Origin of the sequence: Poseidonibacter lekithochrous (assembly GCF_018861145.1) — a bacterium.
Classification (GTDB): Bacteria; Campylobacterota; Campylobacteria; order Campylobacterales; family Arcobacteraceae; genus Poseidonibacter; species Poseidonibacter lekithochrous_A.
The window spans coordinates 100113-115197 of record NZ_JAHKQT010000038.1 but is presented as its reverse complement, the minus strand read 5'-3'; the positions used below and the strand labels follow the sequence as shown (position 1 = coordinate 115197).

The window sequence follows — 15085 nt, the reverse complement described above, 5'->3', positions numbered from 1 at the left end:
TGGTTATATGTACTAGATCATTGTAAAGGTATAGATATAGTTTACCATACAGGAAAAACAGCAAATACATATAATATTGGTGGAAGAAATGAAAGAACAAACTTACAAATAGTAGATGCTATTTGTACAATCTTAGATAAAAAAGTTCCTTCAAAAACTCTTACTTCATATAAAGAACTAATTACCTTTGTAGAAGATAGAGCAGGACATGATAGAAGATATGCAATTGATGCAACAAAACTTGAAGATGAACTTGGCTGGAAAGCAGATGAGAACTTTGATACTGGCATTGTTTTAACTGTTGATTGGTATTTAGGGAAGTATAATAATAAATGTATTTAGTTAGTAAATCAACAAATGAATAACATACAAACACCAAAGATAAATGACTTTAATAAAAATATATTAAAGTTAATGACAGGAACAACAATATCCCAAGCTATACCCATAATGATTAGTCCAATTTTGACAAGAATTTATGAACCAAGTGATTTTGGAATTTATGCAATGTTTATGTCTATAGTAATGATTTTTGCATCTATTATAAATGCAAGGTATGAAGCTGCAATTATATTACCAAGAAAAGATAATGATGCCATAAATATTTTTGCATTAGCTTTAATAATATCAATTATAATTTCACTTATATTATTAATATTTATTATTATATTTTATAATAAATTAATTTTAATAATAGGCGATGAAGAAATTGGATTATGGTTATACTTCATTCCTTTAGGAACTTTTTTTATTGGATTGTTTAATTCTTTATCATTTTTTAATAATAGAAAAAAGTTTTATTCAGATATAGCAAAAGCAAGTATAATAAAATCTGTAGTTTTAGCAGTTATTCAAATAAGTGTTGGCCTAATAAAAAATGGAGCTACTGGACTAATAAGTGGGTTTCTAATTTCACAGATATTTGCTAATTTGAAATTATTAAAAAATTTATTATTAAATAATAACTTATTTGAAATTATAAATTTAAAAAAAATGTTTATTTTGGGGATAAGATATAGAAACTTTCCTAAATACTCTGCATTATCTGTATTATTAAATACTTCGATACAAAATATAATAAATATTGTTGGTGCTCTGTTATTTAGTTATTCATCAATGGGATTTTACTCATTAGCTCAAAGAGTTTTGGGATTACCTTCTGTTGTAGTAGGAAAAGCAGTAGGTCAAGTTTTTTTAGAAAAAACAATATCTGAAAAAAGAAAGTTTGGCAATAGTTCGAAAATATTCAAATCTACTTTATTAAAACTTTTTTTAATTTCTTTAGTACTATTCTTTCCTCTGTATATGACTATAAATGATATTATTATTTTTGTATTTGGTGAAAAATGGGAAAGTACAGGAAATATAATTAAAATTTTAATGCCTTTATTTTTTATTAGATTTTTAACTTCATCCTTAAGCACAATTTTAATTGCTTATGAAAAACAAAAAAATGAATTGTTTTCAAATATAATATTATTAAGTACTACATTAATTGTATTATTTATAAATCAAGATAATTTTGAAAATTTTCTATTCTATTTTTCAACAACAATGAGTATTAATTATTTATTATTATTAATTTATTTTTATCAACTTTCAAAAGGTACAAAATGAAAAAACTTCTGATAGTTATTCCAACATTAAATACAGGAGGAGCCGAACATCAAACAATAAATATGATTAATTTTTTTAAAAATCATTTTGAAGTTTTTATAATTGTTCTCTCTTCAAATATTGATTTAATTAAAAATTTAGAAATTGAGAATACTAATATATTTGTATTAAAAACAAATTATAATACGTTTTCATTAAAGAAGATTTTATCTATAAAAATTTTTGACGTAGTAAAAGAAATATCAAATTTAACTGAAAAGATAAAACCAGATATTATATTTGCTAATTTACCAATTACACATTATATTTTACGTCTAGTAAAATATAAAAGTAATCATAAATTTAAGTTAGTAAATATCCATAGATCATTACAATTTAAAGCCCATGCTCCAAATGTGATAATGAAAATATTTATGAAATTTAATTCTTTTTTAGCAAATAAATATGATTACTTAAATATTTTTATTAGTAATGCATGTAGAAATGATCAATTGAATTATTTAAAAATACCATTAGAAAAAACTAAAATAATTTATAATGGAATAAAGTCTGTAGATATTAACGATAAGTTTATATTAAATGATTTATCAACTGATTCATTCAATATAATAACGGTAGGTAGATTTGTTCCTGAAAAAAATCAAGAATTTTTGATAAAAGTATTAATTAATGCATTCGATAATAAATTATTTACAAAAAAAATAAAAGTTTATTTTTTAGGAGAAGGACCTTTGAAAATAAAATGCGAAGATTTAACTAAAAAAAGTACATATATTGATAATTTTATATTTTTAGGAAATGTAAATAATGAAAAAGTACATCTTTATTTTGCTAAATCTGACTTAACAGTTATACCTTCAAAATCTGAAGGATTTGGTAATATTGCTGTTGAAGCGGGGCTTGCAAAAGCTAAAATACTTTCTTCTAACGTAGGTGGGCTTGATGAAATTATTGAAGAAAATATAAATGGATTTAAATTTACTAGTGAAAATGCTAGTGATTTAGAAAAACAATTAATAGAAATAATTAATGATAATAAAGATTTAGATAGAAATCTAGTTAGAGAAAATATGCTAAATAAATTTTCTTTTAATAATATGATAAATAAATATAAAGAGGTAATTGACAATGCTTAAAAAAAGAATTTTATACATTTCTCTAACAGGAATGACTGAACCTCTAGGCCGGTCACAAGTATTAGAATATCTATTTGATTTATCAAAAGAAAATGAATATTATCTAATCTCATTTGAAAGAGATTCTGATTTAAAAAATCTAGATGATATTAAAGAACTTATAAAAGATTATAATATCACATGGGAGTATTTTATATATTCTAATAAATATGGTATTTTTTCAACAATATCTCAAATATTTCAAGTTATGCTTTTAGGATTAAGAATTGTTAGAAAAAATAAGATAGATATTATCCATGCAAGAAGTTTTATTCCTGCAACTATGGGGTTTATTATAAAAAAATTTACAAATGCAAAATTACTTTTTGATATACGAGGATTTGCAATTGATGAGAAAATTGATACTAAAAGATTAAATAAAAATAGTTTTTTAGCAAAGACTTTAAAAAAACTAGATAATTATCTTTATCAAAAATCTGATCATGTTGTTACCTTAACACATAAAGCAAAAGAGATATTGGCAAAAAATTTAAATATCAAAAAAGAGAAAATTACAGTTATTCCAACTTGTGCAAATGACGAGATTTTTAAAACAATGCCAATAAAAGAAATTCAAGATTTTAAATTAGAATTAAATTATGATTTAGAATCAAAAATTATCATCCATACAGGAACAGTTTCAGGATGGTATGATTTTGATAAGGAAGTACAAGTTGTAAAAGAATTAATGGAAAAAGACTCTAATATCAATTTTTTAATTTTAAATAAAAACGAGCAAGAATTTATAAACAATACTATTTCTAAATATAAGCTTTCAAAAGAAAAAATCAAAATTATGTCAAGTGATTTTAACTCAATGTACAAGTACTTGAATATTGCAGATTATTCTATATTTTTTATTAAACCTTCTTATTCGAAAGAAGCTTCCGCTCCTACAAAGTTTGCTGAAAATGTAATTTGTCATTTACCTTCTATTACAAACTCAAATGTAGGTGATATGGAATACTATATTAATGAATACAATGTTGGATTTTTAGTTGATTTAAATAATATAAATTTAGATGAAATCACTTCTAGAATACTAAATAAATCTAAACAACAATTTGACAAAAATAATTTTGAAAATCTTTTTTATACGCATTTTGATAAAAATATGGCTGTTAAAAAATATCAAAACATATATGAAAGTATTTAATATATGAAAATATTAGCTCTAACAAAATATTCATATGAAGGTCCAAGTAGTAGATATAGATTTTACAACTATAAAGATTTTTTTGAAAAGAATCATATTAAAGTAGAGATAAAACCACTTTTTAATAAATCATATTTTGAATCTAAAAATAAACTTGAGAAAATATTTATAGTTTTGAAGTCATATTTTCTAAGAATTTTTATTATTTTAAATATTTTATTATTAAAAAAGAAATATGATTTAATACTTTTAGAATATGAATTATTACCTTATTTCCCAAGCTTTTTTGAAAAACTTTTCAATCTGAGAGGTATTAAGTATATAGTTGATTATGATGATGCAATCTTTCATAAATATGATATGAATAAAAACCCTATTATAAAGTTTCTATTAAAAAATAAAATCTCAAATGTAATAAAAAATGCAACATATTGTATAGCCTGCAATGAATATTTAGAAAACTATATAAGAGAATATAATCAAGATATTCTTAGACTTCCTACAGTAGTTTTACTAGATAAATATATCAAAGAAAAAGAACTCTATAAAAAAGAAGCAAAAGATAAATTTATTATAGGTTGGATAGGTTCAAAGTCTACAAGTATTTATATCTTAAATCTTTTGGATATATTTAAAGAATTAATCAGTAAATATCCAAATATTCAGTTTAACCTTATCGGTTTTGATAAAAACTTATTATCAGAAAGTGAAATAAAAAATCATAATATTAATATCATCACATGGAAAGAAGAAAATGAAATAAAGAATATTTTAGAGTTTGATATAGGTATTATGCCACTTACAAATGACCCATGGAGTAAAGGAAAATGTGGATTTAAACTAATCCAATATATGTCATGTCAAAAAGTTGTTATTGCAAGTCCTGTTGGGATAAATAATTGTATAGTTAAAGATGATATAAATGGGTATTTAGCAAATACAAATATTCAATGGCAAGATGGAATAGAAAAACTTTATTTAGATGAAGATAAAAAAAAATTTATGGAAAAAAATAACTTTGAAAAAGTATTTGAAAGTTTTAATTATGAAAAAAATTGTGATTCTTATTTAAAATTAATCAAGAAGGTAATAAGTGCTCTTTAATTCCTATGAATTCTTATTTGCTTTTCTACCAATAACTTTTTTCATTTACTTTTATTTAAACCATAAAAGATTAACAATAGCTTCAAAAGGTTTTTTGGTATTTTCTTCACTGTTTTTTTATTCTTGGTGGAATATAGCTTATTTACCATTAATTTTAATAAGTATGCTATTTAACTATGTAATAGGTAGTAGTTTAAATAAAGAAATTCAAGATACTAAAAAAAGTTTTTCCAAAAAATCTATTTTAATATTTGGTATTATTTCTAATGTTTCATTATTAGGATATTTTAAATATGCAGATTTTTTTATAGAAAATTTTAATTTTGTAATTGGTACAAATGTAAATTTATTACATTTATTATTGCCATTAGCAATATCTTTTTTTACCTTTCAACAAATAGCATATTTAGTTGATTCTTATAGAGGTGAAACAAAAGAGTATGACTTTTTAAACTATGCACTATTTGTAACTTTCTTCCCTCAACTAATAGCAGGACCAATTGTTCATCATAAAGAAATGATGCCACAGTTTGCTAATAACAGAAATATGGTAAAGAATTATAAAAATATAGCTTTAGGTATATTTATATTCTCAATAGGATTATTTAAAAAAGTAGTAATAGCAGATACTTTTGCTGTTTGGGCTAATCAAGGATTTGATGTTGCAACTACATTAAATCTATTTGAAGCATGGGCTACTTCTTTATCTTATACTTTCCAATTATACTTTGATTTCTCAGGTTATACAGATATGGCAATAGGTATTGCTTTACTATTTAATATAAAACTACCTATTAATTTTAATTCTCCATATAAAGCTTTATCTATACAAGACTTTTGGAGAAGATGGCATATTACATTATCAAGATTTTTAAGAGATTATATTTATATTCCATTAGGTGGAAATAAAAAAGGTAATTTTAGAACATACTCAAATCTAATGACTACTTTTATAATAGGTGGATTTTGGCATGGTGCAGGATGGACTTTTCTATTTTGGGGATTACTTCATGGTTTAGCTTTATCTATACATAGACTATGGTCAAACCTTGGATTTAAAATGTGGACTTGGTTAGCTTGGTTTATTACTTTTAACTTTGTAAATATTGCATGGGTATTTTTTAGAGCTAAAGAATGGGATGATGCTATTAAGGTTTTAGGGGCTATGTTTAATTTGGAGAATTTAACATTTAATCTAAACTATTTAGAAGTAGTTTGTATTTTATTGGGATTAATTGTTGTTTTATTTTTCAAAAATTCAAATGAAATTATAAAAAAATTAAAAATAAATACTCTTATATCTATTATTATTGGTTTTTTAATTTTTATTGCTTTAACAATACTGGAAATAAGGAGTTCAAGTGAATTTTTATACTTTCAATTCTAAAAATAAATATGTTATGTCTATTATAATATCATTCTTTATTTTTATATTACTGATAGATTTTGTACTATATTTTTATATCTCAAATAAAACGAATAAATCTACTTATATAGAAGAGAAAATTTCTAGAGCTAAACATATGAAATTAAATATTGACAATCAAAAAGACTATATTTTTATTGGTTCTTCAAGAGTTAAATATCATATCAATTCTGAAATATTTAATAATAAAAATATAGATATTTTTAATTTTGGAGTTTCAGGAAGAGAATTAATAGATTTTCCATATATGGTTAATAAAGCTATAGATGAAAACCCAAAAAATATTGTTCTTAACTTTAGTATTGATAAACTTTTTAAAGACTCTAAATTAGGTGACTATCAACAAATAACTTATACCGATATACATTATCTTTTTAAAACAAAACAAGATTCTGAAATAATTAAAAATGCATTTCTTTCCTATGTTAAAAATCTACATTTAATTAGCGCTTATTCAGTAACTATAAATGAGAAAATCCAAATGTTTTACAATAAATTTAATATTCAAAAAAAAAGTAATGTAATATTAACTGAAAAAAAAATTAAAAATATTAAGCCTAATTGTAAAGTTCTAAAAACCTATTCTACGAAACAAGGGTTAGTTTCGAATTGTACAAATGGAGAAGGTGTAATGTATGGAATTAATTTTAATGCTGAAGATAAAAATATTGTTCTTAATCAAATAAATGAAACTCATATAAATTTAATTAATAGTTTAATAAAAGAAATAAATTCTAAAAATATAAATATAATTATAATATTTGATCCTACATATAATAAATCTTTTAGTTATGATTTAGATAAACTTAAAAGTTTAATTAAATCAAAAAATATAATTGATTTAACAAATTATAAAATTGAAAAAAAATATTGGGCAAATCAGTCACATTTAAATATTTATGGAAGAGATGTATACTCTGAATATTTATCTGATTATTTCAGAAATAATTTTAATAGTAAATAAAATGAGGATATAAAAATAATGTGCGGAATAATAGGAATAGTTGACTATTCAAAAAATATAAAAGAAAACTCTTTTAATAAAATGAGAGATATTATAAACTATAGAGGTCCTGATGATTTTGGTACAGAAATTTTTGAAAAAGATAATTTCACAATAGGCTTAGGTCATAGAAGATTGTCTATCCAAGACTTAAGTCCGCTTGGACATCAGCCTATGAGCTTTGAAAATCTAAGTATTATTTTCAATGGTGAAGTATATAATTTCGAAGAGATAAAAGAAGAACTTTTAAAACTAAACTATACCTTTGTATCACACAGTGATACAGAAATTATACTAAAAGCTTTTGATGCTTGGGGAATAAAATGTGTAAATAGATTCAGAGGTATGTTCGCTTTTTGTATCTATGATAAGAATGATGAAAAACTATATATTTTTAGAGATAGAGCAGGTGTAAAGCCTTTATATTATCATATCAACCAAACTGAATTTATTTTTGGTAGTGAATTAAAATCTTTCTATGTTCATGAAAACTTCAAAAAATCGATAGAAAAAAAAGCATTACCATTTTATTTTAGATTTGGATATATTCCTGCACCTTTTACTATATTTGAAAATACTTTCAAGTTAAAACCTGGTCACTATTTAGAATATGATATTAAATCAAAAGATATTAAAGAGATAAAATATTGGGATGTAAAAGATTTTTATACTCAAAAAAAATCAGAAGATAATGAAAAAGTAGTTTTAGAAGAACTTGAAAATATTCTAAAAGAGTCTTTCAATCTACGTATGATTGCAGACGTTCCAGTAGGAGTATTTTTAAGTGGTGGAGTTGATAGTAGTTTAGTTGCATCAATGATACAAAAGAACTCAAAGAGTCCTATTAAAACTTTTACTATAGGATTTAATGAAAAAGATTATGATGAAGCAATATATGCAAAAGAAATAGCAAAACATATAGGTTCGGAACATACAGAACTTTACTGTGATACAGATGATATGTTAGAACTTATAAAAGAACTTCCATTTTTATATGATGAACCATTTGGTGATAGTTCTGCACTTCCTACTATACTTGTATCAAAACTGGCAAAAGAAAAAGTATCAGTTGTACTTTCTGGTGATGGAGGAGATGAAGCTTTTATAGGATATAGCAAATACTTTGCTTTAAATAAAATTTCTAACTTAGAAAATCAAGCTTTAAAAAAAGGTGTATTAAAAGCCTTAACAAGTATTATCTCTGCAAATAATATACAAACAATAAACAATCTTTTACCAAATAAATTTAAACAAAAAAATATCAAAGATAAATATCAGAAATTTAAAAATGCAATCCAATCAAATAACATAGAAGAGATGTTTATAAATGCTAGTTCATATGTGGATAATGATACTTTAAAAAAAGTGTTTAAAGATACAACAATAGAGTTTGATAAAACAGCTTTTAATCTAAAGGCTAAAAGTAACATTTCAGCTTTAGATAAAATGTTACTAATGGATTATAAAACATTTATGGTAGATGATGTACTTACAAAAGTAGATAGAGCTAGTATGAGTGTAAGTATTGAAGCTAGAGAACCACTACTTGATCATAAAATTATAGAATTTTCAGCACAATTACCTAATAGTTTAAAATACAAAAATGGTGTAGGAAAATATTTATTAAAAGAAGTCCTTTATAAACATGTACCAAAAGAACTTATTGAGCGACCAAAAAGTGGTTTTCAAATTCCTCTTGAATCTTGGCTACGAACAGATTTAAAACCATTGGTAGAAAAATATCTTTCAAAAGAAAAACTTGAAAAAAGTAATATTTATAATGTAAATGAAATAGAAAATATCTTAAAAGATTTATATAGTGGAAAAACTGTCAATATATCTTTAATATGGTTTATACTTATGTTTGAGATGTGGAAAGAGGAGTGGCTAGGATGATTACTTATTTTATAATGTTTTTAATTCCAGCTTTTTTAGCTATAAATAATAGAATTTTAAGCAATAACGTTTTATGGCTAATTTTAGGAATAGTCTACTCGATGATAATTGGACTTCGATTTGAAATTGGAGGAGATTGGTTTGCATATTTACATCATTACGTAGATATGCAGTACTATACTTATCAGAAAGTACTTTTGGGAGAAGATCAAGGATACTTTTTATTAAATTTTATTATATATCAGTTAGATTTTGGTATTGGTACTGTAAATCTTGTTTGCGCTGCAATATTTATGTATGGTCTTATAACTTTTGCAAGACATGAAGATAATCCTTGGATGGTAATAGCAGTTGCTGTTCCATATACTATTACAGTTGTAAGTATGGGATATACAAGGCAAGCTGTAGCTTTAGGATTTGTTCTATGGGCACTGGTCTATCTTAGACAAAATAAAATGTTAGGATTTTTTATATTAGTTATTTTAGCTACCACATTTCATAAATCTGCTGTACTTATGATTGGTCTTGGCATCTTTTCTAATGGAGGAGGAAAACTTCTTAAAATGTTTGCTGTAGGTATAATTGGATTTGGAGTTTGGGATGCTTTTTTATCCCAATATCAAGATAGACTTATTCAAAATTATGTTACTGCTCAAATGCAATCATCAGGAGCATATATAAGAACTTTTATGAACCTTATTCCTGCAATATTTTTAATACTATATAGAAAAAGATGGAAAGAGTTGTTTAATGATTTTGGTTTCTGGTTTATTATAGCTTTATTATCAATATTTTCTTTTGCAATAGTTGGATTTGCCTCTACAGCAGTGGATAGGATGGCTTTATATCTTATACCTATTCAACTTGTAGTTTGGAGTAGGCTTGCTATTCTTATGTCTCATCAGTTTTCTATGTCTATGGTAAACTTAGCAATAATTACCTACTATAGTTTAGTTTTGTATGTATGGTTGAATTTTGCAGCACATGCTTATTTATGGGTTCCATATCAAAATATATTATTCCATGATTTATGGTAAGGAAGTAGAAAATGAAAAAAATATTAATCACAATAAACACATCATGGAATATTTTCAACTTTAGAGTTGGACTTTTAAAAGCTTTACAAAAAGAAGGCTACAAAATAGTTTGTGTTTCACCGTATGATGAATACTCAAAAAAACTTGAAGACTTAGGTTTTGAATATCATGATATCAAGATGAATAACAAAGGTACAAATCCTATAGAGGATTTGAAACTTATTAAGGATTATTATAATCTTTACAAAAAGATAAATCCAGATGTAATACTTCAGTACACTATCAAACCAAATATCTATGGTTCAATAGCTGCAAGAATTTTAGGTAAAAAAGTCATATCAAATATTTCAGGTCTTGGTACTGTATTTTTAAATGATAATTTATCATCAAAAATTGCTCGCTGGCTTTATAAAGTGGCACTTGTGAAAAATAGTGTTTTCTTTCAAAACAATGATGATAAAGATTTATTTATAGAAAATAAACTCGTACAAAAAGAACAGTGTGATTTACTTCCTGGTTCAGGAATAAATACAGATATTTATAAACCACAAGAAAAATCAAATGAGCTAAAAGAAAATACAAACTTTACTTTTATGATGATAGCAAGACTTGTAAAAGATAAAGGTATTTTAGAATATATAGAAGCTATAAAAATCATAAAAGAAAAGTATCCAGATGTTAAGTTTAAACTTCTAGGTTCTTTATATGAAGCAAATCCAACAGCGGTAAAAGAAGAAGAACTAAATAAGTGGATAGAAAATGGACTTATAGACTATTTGGGACATAGTGATGATGTAAAATCAGAAATAGAAAAAGTAGACTGTGTGATACTCCCATCTTATAGAGAAGGATTATCAAGAGTATTACTTGAATCTGCAAGCCTTGCAAAACCTATAATCACTACAGATGTACCAGGATGTAGAGATGTAGTAGTTCATAAAGAAAATGGTTTTTTATGTAAAGTAAAAAATAGTGAAGATTTAGCTCAAAAAATTGAAATGATGATCTTATTATCAAAAGAAGAGATAAAAGATATGGGTGAAAAAGGAAGAGCAAAAGTTGTCAATGAATTTGATGAAAGTATTGTTATAGCTAAATATTTAGAAAAAATAAAAAGTTTGATATGAGATATTTGTTTATTTTAGCACTTGGGTTAATTGTATATATTTCATTTAACTCTACTTTTATAAATCCTTATTTGTTTGAAGGTGCAGATAAAATCAAACATTTTCTAGCATTTTTTATTTTAAGTTTTTTATTTTTTAGAAGTTTTGAAGATATTAATAATAAATTTAAGTTCTCTATATTAGCTTTATTTGCTGTGCTTATAGAAGTGATTCAGTCATTTGTAGGTAGAGAAGCTAGCGTTAATGATGCCTTAGCTAGTTTATTAGGTATTGTGCTATATTTGTTAATAGTGAAGATTATAAAAGAAAATACTAGAGAAAATTTGTAGAAAATAAAAAAGTTATAATAAAATATGTTATAATCGCATTATAATAAAGGGGAAGTAGTTATGAAGAGAAATATAATATTTTTAGGTGTTTTATTTACACTTGTCTTTAGTGGTTGTAGTATGAAAGAATATAAACTTTTTCAATCTAGTGATGAGATTACAACTATTAGTCAAGAGAGTTATGATGAGGAAGTTGTTTTTGAAAATATCATCGCACCAAATGATAGAGTTGATATTACTGTATATATTCAAGCAGGTCAAGGTTCACAACAAATGACATCAATTCTGACAAGTAGAGAAACAAATACAAGTAATCCTATACAAGAAAATATAGGACTTTTAGTAACTCAAAAAGGAACAGTAAGACTTCCTCTTATTGGCAGTTTTAAAGTAGTAGGACTTACACAAGATCAAGCTTCTAATATGTTAATAAAAGAGTATAAAAAATATATCAGAAATCCTTATGTTTTAGTAGAGATAAAAAACCAAAGAGTTATAGTAATAGGTGAAGTTAAAAATCCAGGAATCGTATCTGTAACAAATGGTACTATGAATATTATTGAAGCAATTGCTAGATCAGGTGATCTTACAGATTATGCTTCAAGAGTAAATGTAAAAGTAATACGTGGGGATTTAAGAAAACCTGAGATTAGAAATATTGATATTACAAATATGTCTGCTTTATCTCTTTCTAGTTTATATCTAAAACCAAACGATATACTTTATGTGCAACCTAGAGATATGAAAGGTTTCAATCAAGCATTTAATGAGATTTCGCCACTTTGGAATACTATATCTAGTATCTTAAATCCATTTGTGCAAAGAAAAACTCTTATAGATTAATAGGAAGAATATGAATAGTAACGAAACAATAAGCCAAAGACATAACGATGAAATAGATTTAAAAGATGTTTTTAAAACTATCTTTAGATATAAGTACTCTATCATATTTATTACCCTTTTATTTATGATAGTTAGTACTATATTTGCTTATTCAAAACCAAGTATATACTCAGCATCTTCAACTATTGAGTTGATGGAAAATAAAAAGTCAGCTTCTAGTACTGATTTTATGCTTCAAGCTTTTGATGGTGGAGGAGCAAATGTAGATAATGAAATCCAAGTTTTTAAATCTAGATTCTTAGCGCAAAAAGTATTTTCTTACTTAAATCTTAAAACTAGATATTTTACTAGTCATAACTTTAGAGAAATAGAACTATATAAAAATTCGCCTTTTGTTGTAACATCAACTTTTATTGATGATTTAGCATATGGTAAAAACTTTATATTAACACCTATAGATAGTGAGACATTTAACTTAACAATTAAACCTATATCAATGTTTAGTATAAAAGGTTTTCTAAAAACTATTGGTATTCTACCATTGAGTAATTCTGATAAAATAGTTTATAACAAGATACATAAATATAATGAAACTATAAATTCAGAATATTTCACACTAAATATCAAAAAGATACATACATTAACAAATAGTAATTATAGTTTCTCTTTTATGACAGATATGGGACTTTATAACCATTATAAAAGTAATATCTCTATTTCTCAAATATCAAAAAAAGCTACAATTTTAAGATTATCATTTCAAGATACTTCATCTTTAAGAGCAAAAGAGATTTTAAACGCAGTACATAAAGCATATGTAGAACAAGAAATAAGTCAAAAAACAAAAGAAGCAAATCTTACATTGTCGTTTATAGATGTACAACTTGATTCAATAAATGCAAGACTTAAAAAATCTGAAACTAAGCTAGAAAATTTTAAAGAAAAAAATCAAGTTGTAGGACTTGGAGAACAAGCTATAAAAACAACAGAACAGCTTAGTCAATACGAAGCAAAACTTGAAGAGATTCAAACTGAATTAAATATCTTATCAAATCTTAATCAATATATTAAAACAAATCAAGATTTGACAGGTCTTACTATTGGTTCTATTAACTTTGCAGATCCTGCTCTTGGAAGTTTAGTAACAAAATTACAAGAAGAGGCTACAAATAAATCTACTTTATTAGTTGACTTTACTAACTTACACCCTGATGTAGAAAAGGCAAATCAAAATATATCAAGACTTAAAAGATCAATAAAAGCAACTTTAGAAAATAACTTAACTCAATTAACTCAAAGAGAATCTTCTATGAAGAATATTATTTCAAAGTTCCATAGGTCAATTGCAACTTTGCCAAAGCAAGAAATAGAATTATCAAGACTTACGAGACACTTTGGAATAGATGAAAAAATCTATTCTTATTTACTTGAGAAAAAAGCCGAAACAGCAATATTAGAATCATCTACTATTTCAAGTTCTAGACTTTTAGATGAGGCTATTGAAAATAGAAGCCCTATTAAGCCAAAGAGAACAATGATTGTTTTAGTTGGTATTATTTTAGGATTTATTATGGGTCTTGCATGGACATTTTTAAGAGAATTTATGAATAATACAGTTAAGAATGCAGATGAAATTGAAAAGTTTAGTTCTATTCCAATTTATGGGATAATCCCAAATGAGAAAAATAAAAAAACACTCAAATTAATTGATGAGTCATATAGAAGTATTAGAACAAATTTACAGTTTCTTCCAAAACATGAGAAAAATAAAATTATTGCAATAACCTCTTCTGTATCAGGAGAAGGTAAAACTACAGTTGTTGCAAATCTTGCCAAAATAATAGCTCAAGCAGATAAAAAAGTTGCTGTATTAGACTTAGATCTAAGAAAAGCAAGTTTACACAATGAATTTAATATTCCAAATAATGTAGGAATCACTAACTATTTAACTTTTCAAAATACATTTGAAGATATTAAAAATAGTATAAATGAAGATGGCACACTTGATGTCTTTACAACAGGTACCTTACCTCCAAATCCTTCTGAACTAATATTAACAGAAGAAATGACTTCATTTATCCAACAATTAGAAGAAATTTATGATTATATTATTATAGATACTCCTCCTGTTGGACTTGTAACTGATGCAGCTATTCTTATGAATTATTCTGATATATCTTTTATGATAGTTAGAGCTAATTATACAAGAAAAGAGTTTGTGAAAAACCTTGATAAATTTGCAAGAGAACATAATCAAAATACTTTTGGATTAATTTTAAATGGTGTTGAAATTGGAGAAAAATATGGCTATGGTTACGGCTCTGTATATGGCTATGGCTATGGAAATGAGAAGTATTATAAAAATAGATAAA

13 protein-coding genes are annotated in these 15085 nt (G+C 24.8%); all 13 read left to right on the top strand.

What is annotated here, in order from left to right; all coding sequences use genetic code 11:
• Window positions 1-342: GDP-mannose 4,6-dehydratase (locus tag KO488_RS13360; RefSeq protein WP_216059310.1), on the top strand; the 342-nt coding region annotated here is incomplete at its 5' end.
• Between the two features lie 15 nt (window positions 343-357).
• Window positions 358-1617: a lipopolysaccharide biosynthesis protein gene (locus KO488_RS13355; protein ID WP_216059309.1), complete on the top strand. Its 1260-nt coding sequence runs from the start codon at window positions 358-360 to the stop codon at window positions 1615-1617.
• On the top strand, window positions 1614-2753 hold the full coding sequence (locus tag KO488_RS13350) for a glycosyltransferase (RefSeq protein WP_216059308.1): 1140 nt from the start codon (window positions 1614-1616) through the stop codon (window positions 2751-2753). The genes KO488_RS13355 and KO488_RS13350 overlap by 4 nt, the downstream gene beginning before the upstream one ends.
• The gene (locus KO488_RS13345; protein ID WP_216059307.1) at window positions 2746-3948 is read left to right on the top strand and encodes a glycosyltransferase; all 1203 of its coding nucleotides are present in this window, start codon (window positions 2746-2748) and stop codon (window positions 3946-3948) included. The genes KO488_RS13350 and KO488_RS13345 overlap by 8 nt, the downstream gene beginning before the upstream one ends.
• Before the next feature lie 3 nt (window positions 3949-3951).
• Window positions 3952-5052, top strand: coding sequence for a glycosyltransferase family 4 protein (locus KO488_RS13340; protein WP_216059306.1), 1101 nt, complete (start codon window positions 3952-3954; stop codon window positions 5050-5052).
• Window positions 5042-6439, top strand: coding sequence for an MBOAT family O-acyltransferase (locus tag KO488_RS13335; protein WP_216059305.1), 1398 nt, complete (start codon window positions 5042-5044; stop codon window positions 6437-6439). The genes KO488_RS13340 and KO488_RS13335 overlap by 11 nt, the downstream gene beginning before the upstream one ends.
• A complete protein-coding gene (locus tag KO488_RS13330; RefSeq protein WP_216059304.1) occupies window positions 6414-7442 on the top strand; it encodes a hypothetical protein in 1029 nt (342 codons plus the stop codon). The genes KO488_RS13335 and KO488_RS13330 overlap by 26 nt, the downstream gene beginning before the upstream one ends.
• A gap of 18 nt (window positions 7443-7460) precedes the next feature.
• Complete coding sequence (asnB, locus tag KO488_RS13325) at window positions 7461-9377, top strand: asparagine synthase (glutamine-hydrolyzing) (protein ID WP_216059303.1); 1917 nt, start codon at window positions 7461-7463, stop codon at window positions 9375-9377.
• Window positions 9374-10414: an EpsG family protein gene (locus KO488_RS13320; protein WP_216059302.1), complete on the top strand. Its 1041-nt coding sequence runs from the start codon at window positions 9374-9376 to the stop codon at window positions 10412-10414. The genes asnB and KO488_RS13320 overlap by 4 nt, the downstream gene beginning before the upstream one ends.
• 11 nt (window positions 10415-10425) lie before the next feature.
• Complete coding sequence (locus KO488_RS13315; protein ID WP_216059301.1) at window positions 10426-11541, top strand: glycosyltransferase family 4 protein; 1116 nt, start codon at window positions 10426-10428, stop codon at window positions 11539-11541.
• On the top strand, window positions 11538-11870 hold the full coding sequence (locus KO488_RS13310; RefSeq protein WP_216059300.1) for a VanZ family protein: 333 nt from the start codon (window positions 11538-11540) through the stop codon (window positions 11868-11870). The genes KO488_RS13315 and KO488_RS13310 overlap by 4 nt, the downstream gene beginning before the upstream one ends.
• 60 nt (window positions 11871-11930) lie before the next feature.
• Window positions 11931-12713, top strand: coding sequence for a polysaccharide biosynthesis/export family protein (locus KO488_RS13305; RefSeq protein WP_216059299.1), 783 nt, complete (start codon window positions 11931-11933; stop codon window positions 12711-12713).
• A gap of 10 nt (window positions 12714-12723) precedes the next feature.
• Window positions 12724-15084 carry a GumC family protein gene (locus KO488_RS13300; protein ID WP_216059298.1) on the top strand — a complete coding sequence of 787 codons (2361 nt, stop codon included), beginning with the start codon at window positions 12724-12726 and terminating at the stop codon, window positions 15082-15084.
• Window position 15085 lies beyond the last annotated feature (1 nt).